The organism is Microbulbifer weihaiensis, assembly GCF_048323715.1.
In the GTDB taxonomy this organism is placed as follows: Bacteria; Pseudomonadota; Gammaproteobacteria; order Pseudomonadales; family Cellvibrionaceae; genus Microbulbifer.
Genome location: NZ_JBLWFL010000003.1, coordinates 18,825 through 41,927 on the forward strand (window position 1 = coordinate 18,825; position 23,103 = coordinate 41,927).

Annotated in this window: 19 protein-coding genes and 2 tRNA genes; 6 read left to right on the forward strand and 15 right to left on the reverse strand. The window is 55.8% G+C overall.

What is annotated here, in order from left to right:
- Nucleotides 1-232 precede the first annotated feature (232 nt).
- Nucleotides 233-907, forward strand: coding sequence for a hypothetical protein (locus tag ACNKU7_RS04575; RefSeq protein WP_418295790.1), 675 nt, complete (start codon nt 233-235; stop codon nt 905-907).
- On the opposite strand, the gene ACNKU7_RS04580 is transcribed toward ACNKU7_RS04575, so the two are convergent.
- The 12 genes from ACNKU7_RS04580 to ACNKU7_RS04635 all read right to left on the reverse strand — a co-directional run bounded on the left by ACNKU7_RS04580 (nt 908) and on the right by ACNKU7_RS04635 (nt 11,352).
- Nucleotides 908-2,089, reverse strand: coding sequence for a hypothetical protein (locus ACNKU7_RS04580; protein WP_418295791.1), 1,182 nt, complete (start codon nt 2,087-2,089; stop codon nt 908-910).
- Nucleotides 2,086-3,018, reverse strand: coding sequence for a serine/threonine-protein kinase (locus ACNKU7_RS04585; RefSeq protein ID WP_418295792.1), 933 nt, complete (start codon nt 3,016-3,018; stop codon nt 2,086-2,088). Before ACNKU7_RS04585 ends, ACNKU7_RS04580 begins: the two co-directional genes overlap by 4 nt.
- Before the next feature lie 164 nt (nt 3,019-3,182).
- Nucleotides 3,183-3,259: transfer RNA gene (locus tag ACNKU7_RS04590), tRNA-Pro, on the reverse strand.
- Between the two features lie 127 nt (nt 3,260-3,386).
- Complete coding sequence (locus tag ACNKU7_RS04595) at nt 3,387-3,752, reverse strand: MerR family transcriptional regulator (protein WP_418295793.1); 366 nt, start codon at nt 3,750-3,752, stop codon at nt 3,387-3,389.
- The gene (gene ihfA, locus ACNKU7_RS04600) at nt 3,733-4,038 is read right to left on the reverse strand and encodes an integration host factor subunit alpha (protein ID WP_043315900.1); all 306 of its coding nucleotides are present in this window, start codon (nt 4,036-4,038) and stop codon (nt 3,733-3,735) included. Before ihfA ends, ACNKU7_RS04595 begins: the two co-directional genes overlap by 20 nt.
- A gap of 129 nt (nt 4,039-4,167) precedes the next feature.
- Nucleotides 4,168-6,546 carry a phenylalanine--tRNA ligase subunit beta gene (gene pheT / locus ACNKU7_RS04605; protein ID WP_418295794.1) on the reverse strand — a complete coding sequence of 793 codons (2,379 nt, stop codon included), beginning with the start codon at nt 6,544-6,546 and terminating at the stop codon, nt 4,168-4,170.
- Nucleotides 6,547-6,675: 129 nt separating this feature from the next.
- Complete coding sequence (gene pheS, locus ACNKU7_RS04610; protein WP_418295795.1) at nt 6,676-7,689, reverse strand: phenylalanine--tRNA ligase subunit alpha; 1,014 nt, start codon at nt 7,687-7,689, stop codon at nt 6,676-6,678.
- Between the two features lie 199 nt (nt 7,690-7,888).
- On the reverse strand, nt 7,889-8,248 hold the full coding sequence (gene rplT, locus ACNKU7_RS04615; RefSeq protein ID WP_010131381.1) for a 50S ribosomal protein L20: 360 nt from the start codon (nt 8,246-8,248) through the stop codon (nt 7,889-7,891).
- Between the two features lie 33 nt (nt 8,249-8,281).
- A complete protein-coding gene (gene rpmI / locus ACNKU7_RS04620; protein ID WP_248215837.1) occupies nt 8,282-8,476 on the reverse strand; it encodes a 50S ribosomal protein L35 in 195 nt (64 codons plus the stop codon).
- 147 nt (nt 8,477-8,623) lie between these two features.
- Nucleotides 8,624-9,151: a translation initiation factor IF-3 gene (gene infC / locus ACNKU7_RS04625; RefSeq protein ID WP_418295796.1), complete on the reverse strand. Its 528-nt coding sequence runs from the start codon at nt 9,149-9,151 to the stop codon at nt 8,624-8,626.
- Between the two features lie 56 nt (nt 9,152-9,207).
- Nucleotides 9,208-11,142 (reverse strand): threonine--tRNA ligase, encoded by a 1,935-nt coding sequence (gene thrS / locus ACNKU7_RS04630; protein WP_418295797.1) that lies wholly within the window; start codon nt 11,140-11,142, stop codon nt 9,208-9,210.
- Between the two features lie 133 nt (nt 11,143-11,275).
- Nucleotides 11,276-11,352, reverse strand: a tRNA-Val gene (locus tag ACNKU7_RS04635).
- A 215-nt stretch (nt 11,353-11,567) separates the two neighbouring features.
- Between ACNKU7_RS04635 and ACNKU7_RS04640 the strand changes: the two genes are divergently transcribed.
- Both ACNKU7_RS04640 and ACNKU7_RS04645 read left to right on the forward strand, forming a co-directional pair.
- Nucleotides 11,568-11,780, forward strand: coding sequence for a hypothetical protein (locus tag ACNKU7_RS04640; protein WP_418295798.1), 213 nt, complete (start codon nt 11,568-11,570; stop codon nt 11,778-11,780).
- 8 nt (nt 11,781-11,788) lie between these two features.
- A complete protein-coding gene (locus ACNKU7_RS04645) occupies nt 11,789-12,781 on the forward strand; it encodes a DMT family transporter (RefSeq protein WP_418295799.1) in 993 nt (330 codons plus the stop codon).
- Between the two features lie 103 nt (nt 12,782-12,884).
- Here the strand turns inward: ACNKU7_RS04645 and ACNKU7_RS04650 are convergent, their stop codons facing one another.
- Complete coding sequence (locus tag ACNKU7_RS04650; protein ID WP_418295800.1) at nt 12,885-13,124, reverse strand: hypothetical protein; 240 nt, start codon at nt 13,122-13,124, stop codon at nt 12,885-12,887.
- Nucleotides 13,125-13,157: 33 nt separating this feature from the next.
- Here ACNKU7_RS04650 and ACNKU7_RS04655 point away from each other — a divergent pair, with 33 nt between their 5' ends.
- From ACNKU7_RS04655 to ACNKU7_RS04665, 3 genes are read left to right on the forward strand one after another with little or no spacing between them, the layout of a single operon-like run.
- Nucleotides 13,158-15,212, forward strand: a complete 2,055-nt coding sequence (locus ACNKU7_RS04655; RefSeq protein WP_418295801.1) for a hypothetical protein — start codon at nt 13,158-13,160, stop codon at nt 15,210-15,212.
- Nucleotides 15,213-15,249: 37 nt separating this feature from the next.
- Entirely contained in the window at nt 15,250-17,184 is a 1,935-nt protein-coding gene (locus tag ACNKU7_RS04660; RefSeq protein WP_418295802.1) for an NAD-binding protein, read from the forward strand.
- Complete coding sequence (locus ACNKU7_RS04665) at nt 17,165-19,399, forward strand: tetratricopeptide repeat protein (RefSeq protein WP_418295803.1); 2,235 nt, start codon at nt 17,165-17,167, stop codon at nt 19,397-19,399. The genes ACNKU7_RS04660 and ACNKU7_RS04665 overlap by 20 nt, the downstream gene beginning before the upstream one ends.
- Nucleotides 19,400-19,484: 85 nt before the next feature.
- On the opposite strand, the gene trhP is transcribed toward ACNKU7_RS04665, so the two are convergent.
- Together trhP and uvrB are read right to left on the reverse strand one after the other, a co-directional pair.
- Nucleotides 19,485-20,801, reverse strand: coding sequence for a prephenate-dependent tRNA uridine(34) hydroxylase TrhP (gene trhP, locus ACNKU7_RS04670; protein WP_418295804.1), 1,317 nt, complete (start codon nt 20,799-20,801; stop codon nt 19,485-19,487).
- A gap of 59 nt (nt 20,802-20,860) precedes the next feature.
- Nucleotides 20,861-22,870: an excinuclease ABC subunit UvrB gene (gene uvrB, locus ACNKU7_RS04675; RefSeq protein ID WP_418295805.1), complete on the reverse strand. Its 2,010-nt coding sequence runs from the start codon at nt 22,868-22,870 to the stop codon at nt 20,861-20,863.
- Between the last annotated feature and the right edge of the window lie 233 nt (nt 22,871-23,103).

The window sequence follows — 23,103 nt, forward strand, 5'->3', positions numbered from 1 at the left end:
AAAAACCCTTCTGATAAATTCAACCCTCATCAAGCATGTTGATCCCAATGGGTAGACCTCAGAGTTCGATATATCCAATAAGTGCGTGTTGTTTTTAGTGGGCCCAAGGAACAGATATTCGTTACCTGGAGTTTATTGCGATATTTCCCCGGAAAACATAGAATTGCAAGGACTTGCATTGAATTCATAACCGTTCAATCGTCATTCAGCTATCGAGTTAATGGTTAGGAACATGGAAAACTTCTTTGAATCCGAAAAAGATTTAGTTGCCGCCTATACGAACTCCCTTGCACGATCTAGAAGTAAATCCAACTCCTGGACCCAAGAATTTGATTGTGCCAATGGCATTGCAGATGTCGTCCTATTTAGCCTTAGAAAGGATTGGAAAAGGCAGTCAGGTTTAGGAGCGATTTCTCCGCGCTGGGCATTCGCGCTTTTTAGCCTACCTTACAGAAAACAGTTCTCTACAAGCTATCTTGCCGAGAGGTCGGGGGCGACCATACGCACAGTTACAAACATTTTAAAAGAGTTCGAAAATGCCGGTTACTGTCAAAGATCTAACAAGACATCTGAATTATGGATTAAGTATAAACAACCAACAATGACAACTAATAGAGTAGTTGCCATCGAAGCTAAGCTCAAAAACTGGCAGCGAGCATTAAAACAAGCTTATCGATATTTGGATTACGCAAACCAGTCATGGGTCTTACTAGACAAAAAACATAGTCCAGCTGCAATTAGAAATATTGAAGAGTTTAAGCGGTTAAATATCGGCCTCAAAATAATATCCACAGATCAAAAAATAGAAATAATTTGGACCCCAAGTCAACGCAGTCCAAAATCTAAGATATCAACCTGGCAAGCCAGTGCCAGCCTAACAAAGCTGGCACTACAAGAAATCTATTAGTTAAATAATATAGTCTCTCGCATATTTATTAATAGCGGAGAGCCATGGTTGGATATGATCACCACTGCCGTGCAACTCTAAATCTATTCTCGCTGATTCAATTTCTGAGTAGTAATGTTCAGCAGACCTTAACCAATTACGAAGCAAATCATAGCGGCCTGCAATATCGAGAGATGCCAATTCATCAACCTGCCTTGAAAAGTTTATAAAATAATCTTTATAAAGCCCCGGCTGATTAAATGTAGGCTCAGTTACTGCAGAGAAGGCAGCATCACCATAACAACTTGGTTGATATATATCAGCCCATAACCCCGGTATTTCCTCATTTACTTCCCTAGCCTGACTAAACTGAATCCAATTCAATAGACCCGGCACGTAAACTCTAGCTTTAGGCCCTCTACGACCATCATCAGAAACCAAAAATTTATCTAGTGAAAACATGCGTGTATTTTCAAATGAGCCACAAGTGATACTTACATCGCCCACCAAACCATACAACAAACTTTCAGTATTTGAATAACCAACTACAACGTCTAGCTCAGCCAGCTTTAGATCTTTTAGAAATCTCAAAGACTCGTAAATTAGGCTGGACTCCTGAATCTGTTTTCGGCCTCTATCACTATCAATAAATAAATAGACGCCCTCGATTTCAGGATAGCTGGTAATCCAATTAAGAAGCCTATTGCGATATTCCGCATCTAAAACCATGTGAGAGGTCAACGGAAGTGTCAAGTATACTGGCTGCTCCACCCTTGACGCCCTTATACACTGCAAAAAGGGAGCAACAGTGTATGCTTCCTGCTTAATCTCGTAATCAGTAACCATTTGACCATAATAGCGCGCAGGAATGACTATACGATCAAATCCCTGGAGCAGCTGGAAATTTACACACCTCTCTGCCGAATCAAACGCATGGGTAGTAAAATCTATGGTCGAAAAGCCACCACTTACAACCTCCGGAAAAAAATCATAGCTTTGGAGTTTGTTTTTCTGGGAACTTGGCAAATAAAACTGTGGATCGAAAAATGATGTACGCTTTATCTCAGCATCTAAATTTTCAATTTGGTGAATAGGTTGATGAACAGGACTCAATATCAAGCCATCACCAACATCATCCTCGGAATAAGAGTCAATGTTCCAATTGGCGTTATGCCCAACTTGATGGTACAACTTTATTGTCATAGTAATTCCCTTAAATCATTGAAAAGCCGCTCGGGACGCCTATAACGCTGATACGGCTCTTTTTCCATTAGTTTTTCGACGATAAGTGAAAGTCCATTTGAAACATTAGCGATAGAATTAAGTGGCGGTGGAGCGATACTCACAACATTCGCAAGAACCTCTTCCCAAGAAATTTCATCCCGGGTAACAAACGGGTTCTGACCAGAGAGCAAAGTGTAAGCAAGCACGCCTATGCTGAACATGTCGCTTTTATATGAAATATCTAACTTTTGATTTTTTGCTTGCTCGGGGCTAGCAAATGCAGGTGTACACGGCCCTATATTAGCTATTGTTGCTGTGACCCCTTTTGCCCCAGACTCCCGCAATAAGCCCAGATCTATAATTACGATCCCCCCATTATCTCTGACCAATATATTGTCAGGCTTAATATCTCTGTGTACGTACTTTTGCCCCCCGGACCAAAGTACATTTAGACCAGAGACGAGATCGATGAGCAATTTTATTACGGCTGATTCTGTCTTAAAGCTATCCAAGCATTCAGACAATGGGCGTCCTACAATTTTTTCTTCTATTGTCACATACAGCTTGCGAGACAAAGGTTCATCTTTGCTTGGGTCAAAGGTAAGTAGCTCGAAATGGCAAAGAGTCGGGTAATAAGGTGAAGATATTTCTTTGAGAACCGAAATTTCTTGTTGGGATCTAGCAACTGCAGATGGGTTTGAACCATCCCCAACTTTAACTACCACATCGCCCCAATCGGACCAACAGCAGAATTCTGACACATTTTCTTCAGACCTCGGACGCTCAAAATCCCGAAACCGGCAGAAATAAACAACTCGCTGCCCAGACTCTTTTGCCGTACCCCAAATTTCAATACCCGGATAATGAGCAACTAATATTTCACGCAGAAAATCGCTGTCGCGAGGCATATCCAATCCCTAGAATGCACAAAGACAATCAATTTAACCGTTTGATACACAGTGCACAAGGGCTGGTAATAGTCGAGTAAAAGCCTACTAAAATGGCACTCATGATAAACAAAAAAGCCCGCTCAAGGCGGGCTTTTAAGTCGTTGAGGACTCAACGTAAATAATGGTCGGAGTGGCCGGATTTGAACCGACGACCACCACACCCCCAGTGTGGTGCGCTACCAGGCTGCGCTACACTCCGACAGGAGGAAATCAAGCTGCGTGAAAATCACCTAAGTGCTTGATTTATAAGGGGCATCGCTTGGCGATGAGGCGCAAATAATACCGGGTTACCGGTGGATTGCAAGCCTGAATTTTTACTTTTTGAATCAGGCGTCAGCTTCCAGCAGCTCCAGTACACCTTCCAGCTCGGCGATCATCTGCGGGATCACCTGCTGCAACTGTACCGTCTGCACTTTTTCCGAGGGGCCGGTTTCCATCTGCAGGCGTGCGCCGCCGATGGTGTAGCCTTCCTCGTACAGCAGTGCGCGGATCTGGCGGATCAGGATGACGTCCTGGTGCTGGTAATAGCGTCGGTTTCCACGGCGCTTTACCGGGCTGAGCTGCGGGAATTCCTGTTCCCAGTAGCGCAGTACATGCGGCTTCACTGCACACAGCTCGCTGACTTCACCGATGGTGAAATAGCGCTTGCCCGGGATTACCGGGAGTTCGCTGTTATGACTCGCTTCCAGCATCTTCTTCTACTCGTGCCTTGAGTTTTTGTCCCGGCTTGAAGGTAACTACCCTTCTTGCGGAAATAGGGATTTCTTCGCCAGTCTTGGGATTCCTTCCCGGACGCTGGCTTTTGTCACGCAGGTCAAAATTGCCAAAACCCGACAGCTTTACCTGCTCGTTATTTTCCAGCGCGTTGCGGATTTCCTCGAAGAAATATTCAACGATTTCTTTCGCTTCACGCTTGTTGAAACCCAGCTCTTCATACAGCTTTTCGGCGAGCCCGGCCTTGGTCAGTGCCTCTGTCATTGGTTCCTGCCCAACAGATTCAGAGGCGTCGACTCCGGTTGTAAGCCTGATACCGCGGCGGCTTTAACCCGGTAGCAGACGCTCTCGGGATGCGCTCGTCAACCTGCACATCCCGAGGGTCTGGTGGGATTAACGCAGGCTGGCGTTATATTTTTGTTCTAACTCACGGACTACCGCATCGACTGCGGCATTGATTTCTTCGTCGTTAAGGGTGCGCGAGGGATGCTGAAAGGTCAAGCCCATGGCCACACTTTTTCTATTAAAATCAATGCCTTTGCCCTGATAGACGTCAAAAACGTTGAAGTCCGTCAAATATTCGCCGGCTGCTTCAACCGCGACCTTGAGCAAATCGCCCACCGGGGTCTCTGCATCCGCCAGGATGGCGAGGTCGCGGCGCACTTCCGGGAACTTGGACAGCGGCTTGAACGCGGGCAGCAAGGACTGGCCCAGGGCATCCTGGCTCAGTTCGAACAGGAATGCGGCCTTCGGCAGGTCGTAGGTCTTCTGCAGGGTCGGGTGCAGCGCGCCCACAAAACCTACTTCTTCACCGTTGCGCAGTACCTGAGCGCACTGGCCCGGGTGCAGGGCGGGATGCTTGGCGGCGATGAAGGTGAACTCCGCTTCGGCATCGTAGTGCGCCAGCAGCGCTTCCACATCGGCCTTGATGTCGTAGAAGTCCACCACATCCTTGGTACCGGCCCAGCCTTCTGGCTGGCGGGTGCCGTAGATCAGGCCCGCAATCATGCGCTCCTGCTTGAGCCCTTCCGCCGCCGGCACAAAACGCAGGCCGGTTTCAAACAGGCGCACGCGATCCTGCTGGCGGTTCAGGTTGTACTGCAGCGCCTTGACCAGACCCGCCATCAGGGTGGTACGCATTACCGCGAGGTCGCTGCTGATCGGGTTCTGCAGCGCCACCGGCTCGGCTTCCGGGTCAAACTTGGCGGAAGACTCGCGATCGATAAAGCTGAAGGTGATCGCTTCCTGGTAGCCGCGCGCCAGCAGGGTCTGCTCAAGGCGGTTCTGGGCCACGTCGGCTTCTTCGCGCGGCACGATATCCAGTGCGGCGGTGAGGCTGATGCTGGGGATGCGGTTGTAGCCGTATACCCGCGCCAGCTCTTCCAGCAGGTCGGACTCGATGGCGATGTCGAAGCGGAAGCTCGGCACCAGGAAGGTCCAGCCCTCTGCGTTCTCAGACAGCTTCTCGAGGCCGAGACGGGTAATGATCTCGACGATCTCGTCGTCGGCCATATCGATCCCCAGGCCATTCTTCACCCGCGCGCGGCGCAGGGTAATGCGGCGCTCGGCCGGCATGGCTTCGGTGGCTTCGCGCAGGTGTACCGGGCCCGGCTCACCGCCGACGATGTCCAGCAGCAGCTGGGTGGCGCGTTCGATGGCCTTTTCCTGCAGGCGGTAGTCCACGCCGCGCTCGAAGCGGTGGGAGGAATCGGTATGCAGGCCGTAGGAACGGGCCTTGCCGGCAATCGCCAGCGGCGCGAAGAAGGCGCTCTCGAGGAAGATATTGCGGGTGCCTTCGGTGACGGAGGAATCCAGGCCGCCCATGATGCCGGCGATGGCCAGCGGCGCCTTGTCGTCAGCGATGACCAGGGTACCGGCCTGCAGCTCCACTTCCTGCGCGTCCAGCAGGGTCAGCTTCTCGCCCTGCTCTGCCATGCGCACCTTGATGCCGCCATTCAGCTTGTCGAGGTCGAAGGCGTGCATCGGCTGGCCGAGTTCCAGCAGTACGTAGTTGGTGACATCCACGACCGGGTCGATGGAGCGCACACCGCTGCGGCGCAGGCGCTCGGCCATCCACAGCGGGGTGGTGGCGGTAATGTCGATATTGCGAATTACGCGGCCCACGTAACGGGGGCAGGCTTCTTCCGCCATCAGGGATACCGGCAGGCTGTCTTCGATCTTGGCCGCTACTGGCTCCACCACCGGGCCCTGTACCGCGCAGCGGTTCAGCACACCCACTTCGCGGGCGATACCGGCCACACCCAGGCAGTCGGAACGGTTCGGGGTCAGGTCGACCTCGATGGTGCTGTCGTCCAGCTGCAGGTATTCGCGCAGGTCGGTTCCGGTGGGTGCATCGGCGGGCAGCTCCCAGATACCGTCATTGTCGTCACCCAGTTCCAGTTCGGTCTGGGCACACAGCATGCCGAAGCTCTCGACGCCGCGCAGCTTGGCTTTCTTGATTTTGAAGTCGCCCGGCAGCACCGCACCAACGGTGGCGAACGGGATCTTGATGCCGACGCGGGCATTGGGTGCGCCACACACGACCTGCATTTCGCCGTCCGGGTGGCCCTTCACTTTACATACGCGCAGCTTGTCGGCGTCCGGGTGCTGTTCGCAGCCCACGATCTCGCCTACCACCACGCCAGAGAATTCACCGGCTACGGCTTCAACGGCGTCTACTTCCAGGCCGGCCATGGTGATCTGATCGGCCAGCTCTTGTGCTGTCAGGCTCGGGTTTACCCACTCCCGCAACCAGGCATTGCTGAATTTCATAATCTTTCTCTAATTCTGAATTCTGTTTCGCGCTGAGCGCTGTTCGCCGGGCAGATATTTGCTCCTGCAAAATCTGCATTTCAGCCATCCATGGCGGTCACTGCCAGGCTCCTACCAATTGGATTCGGGTTAGAACTGCTTGAGGAAGCGCAGGTCGTTGTCGAAGAACAGGCGCAGGTCGTTCACGCCGTAGCGCAGCATGGCCATGCGCTCTACCCCGAGGCCGAAGGCGAAGCCGGAGTATTTTTCGCTGTCAATATCGCAGGAGGCGAAAACGTTCGGGTGCACCATGCCGCAGCCGAGAATTTCCAGCCAGCCGGTGCCGGAGCACACGCGGCAGCCATTACCACCACAGTTGGTGCACTGGATGTCGGCCTCAGCGGAGGGCTCGGTGAACGGGAAGTAGGACGGGCGGAAACGCACCGGCACGTCGGCTTCGAAGAAGGCTTTCAGGAACTGGTCGATGCAGCCCTTCAGGTGCGCGAAGCTCACGCCCTCATCGATCACCAGGCCTTCCACCTGATGGAACATCGGCGAGTGGGTCACGTCGGAGTCGCAGCGGTATACGCGGCCCGGGCAGATGATGCGCAGTGGCGGCTTCTTGTTCTCCATGGTGCGGATCTGCACGGAGGAGGTGTGGGTGCGCAGCACGGTGGACGGATCGATATAGAAAGTGTCGTGCATGGCGCGCGCCGGGTGGTGCGCCGGAATGTTCAGGGCTTCAAAGTTGTAGTAGTCGCCCTCGACTTCCGGGCCCTGTTCGACGGAGAAGCCCAGGCGCTGGAAGATCTCTTCAATGCGGCGCAGGGTGCGGGTGATCGGGTGTGCATTGCCCTGCTCTTCGCCGCGGCCAGCCAGGGTGATGTCGATGGTTTCGCTGGCGAGTTTTTCTTCGATCGCGGCGGTTTCCATCGCTTCGCGGCGGATCTTGATCGCCGACTCAACCTGCTGCTTGGCTTCGTTGATCTTGGCCCCTGCTGCCGGGCGCTCTTCGGCCGACAGCTTGCCGAGGCCTTTCAAAAGCGCGGTGAGGTGACCTTTCTTGCCCAGGTAATCTACCCGCACCTGATCCAGAGCTGCCAGGTCGTTCGCCTGGCCTACCAGCGCCAGCGCCTGTTCCGTGAGGGACTGCAAGTCTTGCATTGAAACCTTCTCGTTCTTTTCGATGATTTGCGTTTAGCGTTCGCTTGTTGCGTGTATTCCCGCCAGTGATACTGGAGCGATATCCGGGCCGGAACTTTACCAAAATTCGATAAAAAAATAGGGAAGAGCCATTACAGCCCTTCCCTATTTTTAAAGCATAAATCCACCCCGGGGGGCAGATTCATTCTGCAGGCGCTAATTAAGCTGCCAGGGCTGCCTTGGCTTTTTCAACTACGGCAGCAAAAGCGGCTTTATCGTATACCGCCAGATCAGCCAGAACACGGCGATCCAGAGCGATATCCGCCTTTTTCAGGCCAGCAATCAGTCGGCTGTAGCTCAGGCCTTCAGCGCGGGACTGGGCGTTGATACGCGTGATCCACAGTGCGCGGAAGTTACGCTTCTTAACGCGACGGTCGCGGTAAGCGTACTGACCAGCTTTGATGACTGCCTGCTTGGCAACACGGAATACACGTGAACGTGCACCGTAGTAACCTTTAGCCTGCTTCAAAATTTTCTTGTGACTACGACGCGCCACTACACCACGTTTTACACGGGCCATAACTCTATCCTCTTAAACCTTCAGTGGTGCCAATTACTTGGCGCGCAGCATACGATCGACCAGGGTGGCATCAGACTTATTCATAAGCTGGGTGCCGCGCAGCTGACGCTTACGCTTGGTGGTCATCTTGGTGAGGATGTGGCTCTTGTTAGCGTGCTTGTGCTTGTAGCCAGACGCAGTCTTTTTGAAGCGCTTGGCAGCGCCACTGTGTACTTTTGCTTTCGGCATTTTGTACTCCAAATATTAAAAGGTTGCCCGCAAGCAGGCTCCTACGTTGATATTGGCTGACCCAAAAAAGGGACAGCTTACGGGAGTGAGAAGGCAGCCGTCGCCCGATCACTTCCCGAAAAGAAGACCCAGGGTTAACCCTGCGCCTTACTTTTTCTTCTTGCTGGGAGCGATGACCATGATCATCTGGCGACCTTCCATTTTTGGCCGCTGCTCCACAACACCCAGCTCCTCGAGATCTTTCTCGATGCGCTGCATCATTTCCATGCCCAGTTCCTGGTGCGCCATTTCACGACCGCGGAAGCGGAGGGAAACCTTGGCCTTGTCACCGTCTTCGAGGAAGCGGGTCAGGTTGCGCAGCTTGATCTTGTAGTCGCCGATATCAGTACCGGGACGGAATTTCATTTCCTTGATCTGCTGCTGCTTTTGTTTCTTCTTAGCCGCATTTTTGGCCTTTTTGGCCTCAAAAATGTGCTTCCCGTAGTCCATGATCTTACAGACTATGGGATCCGAGTCCGGAGCAATTTCCACGAGATCCAGGCTGGCTTTCTGCGCGGCTTCTAGCGCCTCTTCCAGAGAAACAATACCTACCTGCTCACCATCCGCACCGATCAGTCGCAGTTGAGAAGCCTCGATCTGATCGTTAATGCGGGCCTTTTTGGACCGTCCTTTCATATCTCGATTAATAACACTCGTCTCCGGTTACCCAATAAAAATGCCATTGGGGGCGCTTATGCTTGCGCGCCCACAATAGACGAACGGCCGCGGCGATTCACATCCTCGCGGAGGAGATCAAGGAATGACTCATACGTCATGGTTCCGAGATCCTCACCGCTGCGTGTCCGCACGGCGACCGTCTGGTTTTCCACTTCCTTATCGCCGATGACCAGCAGATAAGGGACACGCTGAAGCGTGTGCTCGCGGATTTTAAAGCCGATCTTCTCGTTTCTCAAGTCAGCGGCAGCACGGAACCCTTCCGCACCCAGCTGATCCTGCAGATTTCGGCAATATTCGGCCTGGCGGTCGGTGATATTCAACACCGCCACCTGCTGCGGCGCCAACCACGCGGGGAAGGCACCTTCGTAATGTTCGATCAGGATCCCCATGAAGCGCTCGAACGACCCGAGAGTCGCACGGTGCAGCATGACCGGGGTCTGGCGCGAGCCATCTTCCGCCACGTACTGCGCATCCAGGCGGCCCGGCATGGAGAAGTCCACCTGAATGGTGCCGCACTGCCATACACGGCCGAGACAGTCTTTCAGGGAGAACTCGATCTTGGGCCCGTAGAAGGCGCCCTCGCCCGGCAGCTCTTCCCACGGCAGATCCGCCGCGTTCAGGGCATCGGCCAGTGCCTTTTCCGCCTTGTCCCAGCTCTCGTCGGAACCGACGCGCTGCTCAGGGCGGGTGGACAGGCGGTAGATCACCTCTTCGAAGCCAAAGTCTTTATAGACCGCGTGCAGCAGGTCCATGAACTCGGATACTTCAGACTGGATCTGGTCTTCGGTACAGAAGATGTGACCATCATCCTGCACAAAGCCGCGCACGCGCATCAGGCCGTGCAGGGAGCCGGAGGGCTCGCTGCGGTGGCAGGAACCAAATTCCGCCAGGCGCAGCGGCAGGTCGCGGTAGCTGCGCAGGCCCTGGTTGAACACCTGTACGTGACAGGGGCAGTTCATGGGCTTGATGGCAAACTGGCGATCTTCACTGGTCAGGGTGAACATGTCGTCGCCGAATTTGTCGGCGTGACCGGATTTCTGCCACAGGGAGAAGTCCACCAGCTGCGGGGTCTTGATCTCTTTATAGCCGCGCTCGCGCTGGCGCTGGCGCATGTACTGCTCAACGGTGCTGTAGACAGTCCAGCCGTTGGGGTGCCAGAACACCATGCCCGGGGCCTCTTCCTGAATATGGAACAGGTCGAACTTCTTCGCCAGCTTGCGGTGGTCGCGCTTTTCCGCTTCTTCGATACGGTGCAGGTAGGCCTTGAGCTCTTTCTTGTTCGCCCAGGCAGTACCGTATACACGGGTCAGCATTTCGTTCTTGGCATCGCCACGCCAGTAGGCGCCGGCAACCTTGGTCAGCTTGAAGGCCTTCAGCTTGCCGGTGGACGGCACGTGCGGGCCGCGGCACAGGTCTTCAAAGTCGCCCTGGCGATACAGGGAGATGTCTTCGTTGGTCGGGATACTGGCGATGATCTCCGCCTTGTACTCCTCGCCCATTTCGCGAAAGTACTTCACCGCTTCATCGCGCGGCAACAGACGGCGACTGACCGGGATGTCCTGCTTGGCCAGTTCTTCCATACGCTGTTCGATCTTCTCGAGATCTTCCGGAGTGAACTGACGCTCGTAGGCGAAATCGTAATAGAAGCCGTCTTCGATTACCGGGCCGATAGTGACCTGGGCACCGGGATACAGCTGCTTGACCGCCTGGGCCAGCAGGTGCGCGGTGGAGTGACGGATGACTTCCAGCCCTTCCGGCTGGCGGTCGGTCACGATCGCGAGCTCTACGTCGTGATCGATTACAAAACTGGTATCCACCTCTTTTCCGTCCACCACGCCAGCAAGCGCAGCTTTGGCGAGACCGGCGCCGATATCATTGGCGACGTCAAACACGGAAACAGGGTTGGAGAATTCGCGACGGGAACCGTCTGGGAGGGTGACAACAGGCATTGCACTTCCTTATCTATCAGTGGCGATCCCTACGAAAGACCGCATGATTCACATGGGTGATGGCGGGCCGGGGCCCGAAGCGAGTTATTTCAGCCTAGTAGATACAACCTGGGGGAAACAACTCGCGGGAAAATGGTAGACCCGAGCAGACTCGAACTGCTGACCTCTGCCATGTCAAGGCAGCGCTCTAACCAACTGAGCTACGGGTCTAAAGACTGGCAACCGGGTGTGCACCCCGCTGCAGAGGACGCGAACTTTAGCACCGCCCTCCGGGTAATTCAACAACTCGAAAAGAGTTTTTTTGCGACGCTCATTTTGCCGGCAAATCCCGGCGAAAATAGAGTCAAACTGGCCTCATGCGCATCAAATTGATGTCATTTTCAACACAGCTTCGCGCCAGGTGCGACACAAAGAGGGGTCAGCGCGTGACCGCACTCAGCCACCTCCACCACAAGATCTATCACGACCCGGAAATCTCACCGGCCACTTTCATCCCAGCCATCCCAGCAGAGCTGGTAATGACCGACCAGCCGCTTAAGCCGGCCATGATGGGCATTGCCCTGCCCGCCCAGCTTGCGCTGGCACACACAACCCTTATCATCTGCGCCGGAAAAATGGATTTCCCCCTCACGCCCTAAGGATTTTCGTGGAACACACCGCCCCGCAGCCGGGATCAGCCTGGCAGAACGGCTATTTGCTGGCCTTCGTTGCCGCCGCACTTTTCTCCATCAAAGCCATTTTCATCAAGCTCGCCTATCGCCACGGCGTTGATGTGGAAACTTTTATATTGCTGCGCATGATGCTGGCACTGCCGTTTTACCTGGCTATTATTTTCAGCCTGCAGCAACGCAGCCAGTGGCAACCGCTGGACAAGCGCACGCTGTTACTGGTGATTGTGCTCGGGCTCTGCAGTTACTATCTTGCGAGCTATCTGGACCTGCACGGGCTGCGTTATATCAGCGCCAACTTCGAGCGCATGATCCTTTACCTCTACCCCACCCTGGTACTGGTAATGGGCTGGGCCTTCCTGCGCCGCCCGTTTTATCCCCGTCAATTGCTGTGCATCCTGGGCGCCTATTGCGGGATCCTGCTGATTTTTTGGCAGGATCGCAATTTCAGTACCGGGGTGCCGGTACCGGATACCATTCCGCTTGATGCAACCAGCTGGGGGGCGCTGCTGACGTTCGCCGGCGCGATTTCATTTGCTGTTTACGTCACCTTCAGCGAAGGGGTTATCAAAAAACTCGGGAGCCGCCAGTTCACCGCCGTGAGCATGCTGGCAGCGAGCGCGGCCATCGCAATCCACTTCCTCCTGCAGGGACACTGGGCACGGCTGCTGCAACCCTGGCCCGTGTACGGCTATGCGCTGACTGTCGCATTCCTGTGCACGGTACTGCCCTCCTTGATGATGAGTGCGGCTATCGGCAAGATCGGCTCAGCCACTACCGGCGCCATCGGCACCAGCGGCCCGGTCATCACCCTGATCAGCGCGGCACTGGTTCTTGGCGAACCTGTTAACTCCATGCACCTGGTTGGAATGGCCATCATTTTGGGCAGCCTGCTGCTACTGAAAAATACGCGGGCCGCACGCTCTCCAGCACCCATTACCGCCGCCACGCCGAGAACAGAAAAGGGCTGACGCGCAGCCTCTAAAGAGCACAGACAAGGGCGCGCAAACCGCGCGCCCGCCTCCAGTCCTGGCCGGACACCAACCGGGCCCAGCTGTCAAAACTGCCTTCCTTTTAGTAGTTATCTGCGCGCGTAATGGTTTGTAAGCAGAGGGCCGTAGACAAACAATTAAGACTAAAGTACAAACTAACTCCGGAATTACGCAGTTTTAGCGCCTTTTTTTGACTTTTGGCGCAGGCAACCTCCAAAGCAGCACCTTTTTCAACAAATAAAACTAAATAGACGACAAGAACCTTTCGACCGGCTGCATTCCAAAATCTTGCTGATGTTCCGTTGTATGCATGGATACGCATGCTTCCGGTCCCAATTACGGGACGGCGGTGATCATGGACATGAATTTAGTGACTGCTCGCGCAGCACTTGCAATTGCTAGCGTTATTTTCGGAATCTACTCGACCTCGGTAACGGCGGCTCCCGCGGTGGCCGGATCAAACTCCTCCAACGGTAAAGTTTTCGGTATCTGTTTTGACGACCTCGACGGCGATGGCCAGGCGGATCCACGTATATCCGCAAGTATTGATGGCGGCACTTCACCAGTAGCCCTGGCTTTTTACCTGGATCCACTCGGCCTCACCGGAGGCACCAGCGAAAATGCCCGCAAGCTTTTTGTCGCGGATGAAAAAGGGCAGATCAAAGCCTTTAACTGGCCATCGTCCACCACTGACGACAGCTGCGACTTCAGCCCGAGCCCCGACAGCCGCTACCAGTACAACACCGCGAGCGCCCCCAGTGGCCCGGCGAGCCCCAATGGCCTGAACGTGACCCGGGGCAAACAGCTGCTGGTGCTGGATTCTGTGCCGGGCAACACTTCCGCCAAACTCTGGAGTTTTGACCTGCGTGAGGGGGCCCTGCGCTCACCGCGCCTGATCGACCCGGATATCCAGGTGGATCAGGCGGGCACCCTGGTATCGGCGCAGCTGGTTGAAGAGAGCCTGATACTTCCGAACGGCGATTTGCTGGTGGCTGCCGCCGAGCCGGCAGCCATCCTGAAATATGATGCAGCCTGTATTGGCGGCACTGCGCCTTGCGCCGCGACCACACTGATCGGCGCGGACAACCTGTCCGGCACACCATCCGGTATTGCCCTGGCGCCGGCTCCCCTGACCTCAAAACTGCTGGTCAGTGTCACCGACGGGGCTATTGAAGTCTTCGACCTGTCGCCGGTTTCCAGTGGCGGCAGCCCATTGAAGCAGTCAACGCCGCTTATCAGCGGGCTCAGCCACGGCCGCTTCAAGATCAAGACGCTGCGCACGGTTTCCGGGGTCAATTACCAGACTTACGCCGGAGACCTGTACCTGTCCGGGCGCAACAACGGCCAGATCATCCAGATGAACCTGCTGGACGAAAACGGTGTGCTTACCGCACCCCGGGACAGCTTCGGGAATTACCTGTACCAGACCATCAGCAGCGTCCAGTTCCCGGTAGGTCTCGCCACAACCGAAGTCAACACCGCCAGTGCCACTGAGTGCACCCGGGAATCGGGCTGCAACATTACACCCATCATCAACCACCGTATTTTTTCGACCAACTTTTTGGATGGCGCAATCGGCGAACAGTACGAAGTGTTTCCGGATCCGCGGGAAGTCTGTGGTGGCACCGAGATCAGTGCCTGCCCTGTGGAGGGTGAACCAGGCTACGACCCCGCGTGCGACAACTCACTTTCGCTGCAACAGCTGAACCCGGAATACGAAGACATCCGCATCCCAGGTTACCTCTGCGGTGCCCCCAACATTGTGGTGATTGATGTGGACTCCACCATCGAGCTCACCAATGAGGTCATCGAGCACACCGTGGAATACAGCAATATTTCCGACGACCTCAACTGCCTCGGTGCCGATCGAAACCTGCAGCCCGTGGTGGCCTGGGCCACCAAGAGCGGCGAAGACGCCGTGGTGGAAGGCCGCTGGGCCGTGGACATGACCAACGGATGCGGAAGCGTTCGCCAGCTCACCCGGGAATACTCCTTTTTCATCTCGGGAATTCGCTACCTGGTCGACGAAAACATCATCCTCCCGCCGAAAAAAGGCCAGCAAAAATCGGCAGATCCGTTTATCGATATCGTGGCCAGTGAAGTCCAGAGCCTTCAGGCAACCTTTGTCGAAGCACAGAACTCCGCCAGTGGCACATGTGTCGTCGATCCCGACGGAACACTCGCGAGCACCCTGTCTGAACTGGGCATCAGATACGGGCGCGGCCAGTACCGTTTCGCGCAGGAACTGGCGCTGGAACTGGCCAATCTCATTGAGGGAGATGATGCGCTGATCAACCCCAAGAATCTGGGCTGCACGGAAAATTACCGCGGCGAGATTCAGTCCCGCGCCAAACACCTTTGGTACAACATCAATTCCAAAGTTCTCGGCAAAACCTGGGGCAGTTACTAAAAAAACGCGCCCCCCGGGACACGCTGGAGAAGCAGGGATGCACAAAGAAAAAACGGTAACTTTTGGGCAGTGGATCAGAAGGCATGAATGGGCTGTCGTTTCTGTTCTGACGGTCATCACCTTCGTCATGGGGTGCGTGGGCTACTACCACGTCATGCACTTCGAGGATCAGGGTGGGGACTTTACGTACTGGGATATATTTTACAGTGCATTCAAGCTGTTCATTTTCGATGCCCAGGATGCGACACCCGGCTGGCCGCTGTACTTGCAGGTTGCCAGGATTATCGCTCCTTTCCTGCTGATCTATGCCGCAGTCAAGGCGATATGGCTCCAGGTGGGCGAACATGTGGCGCTGGCCACCCTGCGGTTCAAGAGCAACCCGCTGATCGTGGTTATTGGCATTGGCGAAACAGGCTACCGACTGGCCCGGGAGTATCTGCAGACATCCGCCTGTGATGTGGTGATCATCGACCAGAACCGATATAACCCACTGGTTGCCGAGCTGAAGAGCCTCGGCGCCATCGTGGTGTTTGGAAATGCCATCGACCCCGCCATGCTCGCGCGCGCAAGAGTGCATCTTGCGCGCGATATTTTTGTATTTACCGGCGACGAACACACCAACATCATCATCGCCAAGCATATTCACCGGCAGGTGCGGGATCTGCGGCGCAGCGGCAAGCGCAGCAAGGCCACCGCAACCGGCGCAGCCAGCCCATCGTCTCCCCAGCCTTCTCGCCTCCCGGCCGGATATTCCGGAATTCGCTGCCATATTGAAGTGGACTCACCCGAACTCTACGAACTGTTTCAGGATCACCCTTTCTTCAACCTGATCGAAGACCACTTCAAGGTAAAGATATTCAATCGTCGCGAGGGGGTGGCACGAAATATTTTCAACCTCTGTGCACCCGACCTGTATTACCGCCCGCAATCGCCAGAAGATCACCCGATCAATGTCCTGTTTCTGGGATTCAGCCCGCTGATTCAGGAGCTGTTACTGCAGCTGGCACTGACGGCGCATTACGCCGATCTTCGACGCCCGCACGCCAGCGTCATCTGCAATGACGAAAACCGGGCCGAGGTGGAAAGCTTCTACCATCGCTACCCGAACATTGAAAAAGTGGTCGCCCTGCAGTTCGCCTACAAAAATCCCATGGGCTTGCTGCCCGATGACTGGATCAAGCTGCAATCCGAGCAGCACTTTCACATTTGTTACTCGGCATTGAATGAGGACGTAGACAGCATACTCGTGGCCAAGCGACTGAATCGCCTGCAGACCTTCGCGTCACTGCCTACCCTCAACTTCGTCGTGTGCCTGAACCAGCAGACCTGGATTGCGGATGTCATCGATGATGACTTTGTGCCCATCACCCGCGACAAGCGCGCATTGCCGGCAAGCAAGCCAATCGAATTTTTTGAGACGCTGGACAGTACCATCACCATCGATATTGTGGTCAATGATTCCCTGGATACTTTGGCGCGGGCCATTCACGACTCGTACGTTGCCAGTCAGCGTGAAGCCGGGCTGGATTTCAGCGACAACCAGTCCATTATCCCCTGGGAGGATCTGCCACCCCACAAGCGACTGGCCAACCAGCGCGCCGCCGCGCACCTGGATGTAAAACTGCGGGTCGCGGGAATGGCCCGCACCAGCATGAGCACGACAGCAGTGCCGCGCCCCCTGCCCGCCTCCAAACAGGAGATCGAAATCCTGTCGAAAATAGAGCACCGGCGCTGGATGGCCGACAAGCTCCTTTGCGGCTATGTCTACGGCCCCAAGCGGGATGATGCACGCATGCTGCACCCGGACCTGAAGCCCTGGGAAGAGCTGTCAGAAGCCGACCGCGAGAAAGACCGACACAATATCCACCAGATCCCCGCGTTGCTCGCCATGCTCGGGGAGACTGTCATCAGGACCGATGACCGTGAGGAAGACACAGAACAGGAGTTCACCGATGTTGCCCAGGTTACCTGACGCGAAGTACAAGGCATTTATCAGCTATAGCCACGCCGATGAAAAGTGGGCCAAATGGCTGCACAAGTCCCTGGAAACCTATGTAGTGCACAAGCGCCTTGTGGGCCTGGAGACCGAAGCCGGTACAGTACCGGCAAAACTCGCCCCGGTTTTCCGCGACCGGGATGAGCTCGCCAGCGCCACCGACTTGAGCAGCACCATCAACCAGGCGCTGGCACAATCGTCAGCTCTGCTCGTCATCTGCTCGCCGTCTTCCGCCAAATCCCACTGGGTCAATGAAGAAATTCTCGCGTTCAAGCGCATGGGTGGGGAGCACAGGATTTTTTGCCTGATCGCAGCCGGTGAGCCCTATGCCTCCTCCGGGGATGGCAGCGGCCCGGAAGAATGCTTTCCCGCAGCGGTGCGCTACCAGCTGGGTGAAGACGGTGAGCTGTCCAGCAATGAAGCCGAGCCAATTGCCAGCGACGTGCGCCCGGGCAAAGATGGACGGGAAAACGCCAAGCTGAAGCTGATTGCGGGTTTGCTCGGGGTCGGCTTCGATGACCTGCGCCAGCGCGAGGCCCAGCGACGCCAGCGGCGCATGGCCCTGATCGCCTCCGCCTCCGTCGCCGGCATGGTCGTGACCAGCGGCCTCGCCGCGGCGGCCTTACTGGCGCGCAACGAGGCCGAGGAACAGCGGCGCATCGCCATCGTCGAGGCCGAAAAGGCCCGCCAGACCACGGACTTCCTCGTGCAACTGTTCTCCGTATCGGATCCCGGGGAAGCGCGGGGCAATACCATCACCGCGCGGGAGATCCTCGACAAGGCGGCGCGCCGGATCGAAAACGAACTGGCCAACCAACCGGAAATCCAGGCCGCCCTTACCGGTACCATTGGCGAGGTATACACCAGTCTTGGCCTGTACCAGCAGGCCATTCCCCTGCTTGAGACCTCCCTGCAGAACCGTCGGGCTCTGGAAGGCATTTCCACCCCCGAGCTGACCGAAAGCCTCAACCGCATCGCGCACGTGGCTACCGAGCAGGCGGAATACCCGAGAGCCGAACAGCTCTATCTCGAATCGATCGAGCTACTGCAAGGCAGTGCGGCAAAGGATGAACTTGCGGAAAGCTATGCCGGTCTTGCCGAGCTGTACTTTCGCATGGGCAAGTACGAAAAGGCGCAGCCGCTATTACAGGATGTACTGAGCCTGCGCGCACAGTTCTTCGGCCCGGAAACACCCGAGGTGGCGGATGCCACGGAAGAGCTGGGGCTGAGCCATTTTGACCTCGGCAACCTCGAAGAAGCGGAAAAGCTTCTGACCCAGGCATTGAACCTGCGGCGAAAAATATACCGCGACTCAATCCACCCGGATCTGGCCGAGAACCTCAACAACCTCGCCTCACTGTATTACCGGCAGGGCGAACTGGAAAAGGCCCGCGATCTGTTTACCGAATCCCTGACGATGTCCAGGAAACTACTGGGCGATGTACACCCGGATCTGGCCGGCATTTACAACAACCTTGCCTTTCTCCATCACGACCGGCAGGAGCTCGAAACGGCCGAAACCATGTACCGGGAAGCACTGAATCAGCAGCAGAAGATTTACGGAGAGGAGCACCCGAAGGTGGCGCGCTCCTATAACAATCTTGCCTATCTGGTACACGACCGCGGACAGGAACAGCAAGCCCTGGAGATGGTTGAGAAAGCCCTGCAGATCGCCCGCGCAACGCTGGGCGAACACCACAAGGATGTGGCCACATACAGTGCAACACTGGGGCGCTGGCTCGGCGACAGCGGCAACTACGCCCGTTCTATTGCGCTTTTGCGGGAGTCACTGCAGCTGAAAAGTGAATTTCTTGAGGACGAGCACCCCAGCCTGCTGGTTACCAAGTTTGACCTGACCGAATCGCTGCTTGGTGCGGAGGAGCTGGACGAGGCACAGCAGCTCGCGTACGCCACCTATAACTTCCTGCTGAATTCCCAAAACAGCGAGTCCTGGCTAGCGCTGACCGCAGAGGGTCTTTACGGCGAATTGCTCAGCCGCACCGGCCAGCTTGAGCAGGGAGAGTCACTGCTGCTGGACAGTTATACCGGTCTCAGCAAGGATGAAAGTGTGCGCCCGGTATTCGTAAAAAAAGCGCTGCAGCGACTGGTGGCTCACTATCGCCGCACCGGCGTGGATACAAAAGTGAAAGAACTGGAAGCGGAGCTGTTGGCCTTCTCGGACGCGCACTGATCCGGCCTGAATTTGCGGTACTGCGAGCAGCTCCCCCACCCGCCAACACGGACGGGGGAGTGCATCGGCTTCAGGATGTACCCGGTCAGCTTACGTCCCGCATCAGCATGGCAAAACGCGCAGAGCCTTCGGTCAGCGGCACCGGCATCGGGATACGTACTTTATGCCCGGATCCTGGCGCCACCTCGATGTTTTCCCCCGTGGAACTTTGCATATCCTGCAAATGGAAACGGTGGTTACCCTCCGGGGTGATCAGCTCCAGCAGGTCACCGCGCTCGAAACGATTCTTCACATCCAGCTCGACCCAGTTGCCATCGGCTGATACGACCTCAGCCACAAACTGCTGGTTGAGGTTGCTGGATGCGCCTTTTTCGTAGTTCTGGAACTCACTCGGTACGTGCCGGCGATAGAAACCTTCGGTATAACCGCGGTTGGCCAGATGCTCGAGACTTTTCATCAGACCGAAATCAAACTCACGACCCGCTACTGCATCATCGATCGCCTGACGATAAACCTGCGCCGTACGCGCCACGTAATAGTGTGATTTGGTCCGACCCTCGATCTTGAGCGAATGAATACCCATATCCACCAGGCGCTTTACGTGCTGGACCGCGCGTAAATCCTTGGAATTCATGATGTAGGTGCCATGCTCATCTTCATACACCGGGATCAGCTCATCCGGGCGGTTCTTCTCCCGCAGCAGCATCGGCTCGGGGTGCACCGGCACCGCCTCACCACCCTGCGGCTCCACATGCTTTACCACGAGGTCGCCAGTTTCGGTTTCCGTTGCTTCCTGCGCACTGTATTCCCAGCGACACGCATTGGTGCAGGCACCCTGGTTGGAATCACGATGATTGATGTAACCGGACAGCAGGCAACGGCCTGAATACGCCATGCACAGAGCACCGTGTACGAACACCTCCAGCTCCATTTCCGGGCAGCGCTGGCGGATTTCTTCGATCTCGTCGAGGGACAACTCCCGTGACAGGATCACCCGCTCCAGCCCCTGCCGCTGCCAGAACCTGACCGTGGCCCAGTTCACCGCATTGGCCTGTACCGACAGGTGTACCGGCATATCCGGGAAGTGCTCCCGCACCAGCATGATCAAGCCCGGATCCGACATGATCAGTGCGTCCGGCTTCATCGCGACCACTGGTTCCATATCGCGGATGTAGCTGCGCAGTTTGTCGTTGTGTGGCGCCACGTTACTGGCGACATACACTTTCTTGCCGAGGCTGTGGGCCTCTTCAATCGCCGACGCGAGGTTTTCAACCTTGTTGAACTCGTTGTTGCGCACTCGCAGGCTATAACGCGGCTGACCGACATAAACCGCATCTGCACCATAGGCAAATGCGTAGCGCATGCTTTTCAGCGTGCCGGCAGGAGAAAGCAGTTCCACCATTAGGGTTACCTCAGATACGAGGCCCGTTACAGGGCCAAAAGAACAACAGCCAACCCGGTTCAGTTCTGCTCTTTCAGGCGCGTAATTTCATCCCGCAACTTGGCGGCAGCCTCGAACTCCAGGTTCTTGGCGTGATTATACATTTGCTTTTCGAGCTCTTCGATTCTCGCCCAACGCTGCTTGTCCGACAGTGGCTTCTGATCTGCGCGGTAATCCCCGCCCTTCTCCGCCACCTTGCGACGCCCACGCGCCGGCACGCCCGGCGCAATCGCCCCTTCCATAATATCGGCGACGCTTTTGCGAATGCCCTTCGGGGTGATGCCATGTTCCACATTGTGCGCCATCTGTTTTTCACGGCGGCGCTCGGTCTCATCAAGGGCGCGGCGCATGGAGTCTGTAATGCGGTCTGCGTACAGGATCGCACGCCCCTCCAGGTTACGCGCGGCACGCCCGATGGTCTGGATCAGGGATCGGTCGGAACGCAGGAAGCCCTCTTTGTCGGCATCGAAGATAGCCACCAGCGACACTTCCGGCATATCCAGGCCTTCCCGCAGCAGGTTGATCCCGACCAGTACATCGAATTCTCCTATCCGCAGGTCGCGGATAATCTCCACCCGCTCAACCGTATCGATATCCGAGTGCAGATAGCGCACCCGCACCCCATTTTCCCGCAGGTAATCGGTCAGATCCTCCGCCATCCGCTTGGTGAGCACTGTGATAAGTACCCGCTGGTCTGCATCTACACAGCGGTGAATTTCAGACAGGGTATCGTCCACCTGAGTCCCGGCCGGGCGCACTTCCACCACCGGATCCACCAGCCCCGTAGGCCGTACAACCTGCTCGACGACCGCGCCCGCATGCTCACCCTCGTACTTCCCGGGAGTCGCGGAAACAAAAATGGTTTGCGGTGATAACCTCTCCCACTCTTCAAACTTGAGTGGCCGGTTATCCAGGGCCGACGGCAGGCGAAAACCGTATTCAACGAGTGTCTCCTTGCGCGAGCGGTCGCCGCGATACATGCCGCCAATCTGGGGCACGGTAACGTGACTCTCATCGATAAACAGGAGCGCCTCTGCCGGCAGGTAATCAAACAGCGTGGGCGGCGGCTGGCCCGGGCCACGACCGGACAGGTAGCGGGAATAGTTTTCCACCCCGTTGCAGTAGCCGAGCTCCTGCATCATTTCCAGATCGTACCGGGTGCGCTGTTCCAGCCTCTGGGCTTCGACCAGTTTGTTGTTGTCCCGCAGTTGCTTCAGCCTGTCCTGCAGCTCGTCCTTGATCTCATCGATGGCCTTGACGATGGTTTCACGGGGCGTGACATAGTGGGACTTGGGGAAAATGGTGATCCGCGGAACCTTTTTCAGTACCTCGCCAGTCAGCGGATCAAACAGGGTGATCTCTTCGATCTCCTCGTCAAACAGGGATAGGCGTACCGCCTCAAGGTCCGAATCGGCCGGATAAATATCGATGATATCCCCGCGCACGCGGTAGGTTGCGCGACGGAAATCGGCATCGTTGCGGGTATACTGCAGCTCAGCCAGCCGGCGAAGAATGGTGCGCTGGTCGACGATATCGCCGCGATCCAGGTGCAACACCATTTTCAGGTACTTGTCCGGGTCGCCAAGGCCGTAAATCGCCGAGACCGTGGCCACCACGATGACGTCCTTGCGCTCAATCAGCGCTTTGGTGGCCGAAAGCCGCATCTGCTCGATATGTTCGTTGACCGACGCGTCCTTCTCGATAAACGTATCAGAAGATGGGACATAGGCCTCTGGCTGGTAGTAGTCGTAATACGAGACGAAATACTCCACCGCATTTTTGGGAAAAAATTCCTTCAATTCCCCATATAACTGCGCTGCCAGCGTCTTGTTGTGCGCCATAACGATCGCCGGCCGCTGCAGGCGCTCGATGACATTGGCCATGGTGAATGTCTTACCCGAGCCCGTCACGCCCAGGAGAGTCTGGTGCGCCAGGCCATCCTCTATACCTTCTACCAGCGCTTCAATCGCGGCTGGCTGGTCACCTGCAGGCGCATATTTACTGACTACCTGAAACGGGCGTGATTCCATATCTTTCCACCAAAGAATTCATTGAAGGCGTGTTCGCAACGAGGATCGAAATTGTAGGCGCTCAACCAATGGCACGACAAATCCTGACTTAAGCGACACCATAACGGCGAGAAAATAAACACTGAAAAATCAATGAGTTAATTTTGAATAAAGGGGTTGACCTGCTACGAGGCGCTATATAAGATACGCGCCATCTGAACGGGACGTCACCAACCACCGCTCAGATGTAGTTC

Coding starts and splice junctions, on each gene's coding strand:
- trhP (WP_418295804.1), bottom strand. CDS start 20,801: ATGGTGGAACTGCTTTCTCCTGCCGGCACGCTGAAAAGCATGCGCTAC.
- ACNKU7_RS04665 (WP_418295803.1), top strand. CDS start 17,165: ATGTTGCCCAGGTTACCTGACGCGAAGTACAAGGCATTTATCAGCTAT.
- thrS (WP_418295797.1), bottom strand. CDS start 11,142: ATGCCTGTTGTCACCCTCCCAGACGGTTCCCGTCGCGAATTCTCCAAC.
- uvrB (WP_418295805.1), bottom strand. CDS start 22,870: ATGGAATCACGCCCGTTTCAGGTAGTCAGTAAATATGCGCCTGCAGGT.
- ACNKU7_RS04650 (WP_418295800.1), bottom strand. CDS start 13,124: ATGCGTATCCATGCATACAACGGAACATCAGCAAGATTTTGGAATGCA.
- ACNKU7_RS04585 (WP_418295792.1), bottom strand. CDS start 3,018: ATGCCTCGCGACAGCGATTTTCTGCGTGAAATATTAGTTGCTCATTAT.
- pheS (WP_418295795.1), bottom strand. CDS start 7,689: ATGCAAGACTTGCAGTCCCTCACGGAACAGGCGCTGGCGCTGGTAGGC.
- ACNKU7_RS04580 (WP_418295791.1), bottom strand. CDS start 2,089: ATGACAATAAAGTTGTACCATCAAGTTGGGCATAACGCCAATTGGAAC.
- rpmI (WP_248215837.1), bottom strand. CDS start 8,476: ATGCCGAAAGCAAAAGTACACAGTGGCGCTGCCAAGCGCTTCAAAAAG.
- infC (WP_418295796.1), bottom strand. CDS start 9,151: ATGAAAGGACGGTCCAAAAAGGCCCGCATTAACGATCAGATCGAGGCT.
- ACNKU7_RS04655 (WP_418295801.1), top strand. CDS start 13,158: ATGGACATGAATTTAGTGACTGCTCGCGCAGCACTTGCAATTGCTAGC.
- ACNKU7_RS04595 (WP_418295793.1), bottom strand. CDS start 3,752: ATGCTGGAAGCGAGTCATAACAGCGAACTCCCGGTAATCCCGGGCAAG.
- rplT (WP_010131381.1), bottom strand. CDS start 8,248: ATGGCCCGTGTAAAACGTGGTGTAGTGGCGCGTCGTAGTCACAAGAAA.
- pheT (WP_418295794.1), bottom strand. CDS start 6,546: ATGAAATTCAGCAATGCCTGGTTGCGGGAGTGGGTAAACCCGAGCCTG.
- ACNKU7_RS04660 (WP_418295802.1), top strand. CDS start 15,250: ATGCACAAAGAAAAAACGGTAACTTTTGGGCAGTGGATCAGAAGGCAT.
- ACNKU7_RS04575 (WP_418295790.1), top strand. CDS start 233: ATGGAAAACTTCTTTGAATCCGAAAAAGATTTAGTTGCCGCCTATACG.
- ihfA (WP_043315900.1), bottom strand. CDS start 4,038: ATGACAGAGGCACTGACCAAGGCCGGGCTCGCCGAAAAGCTGTATGAA.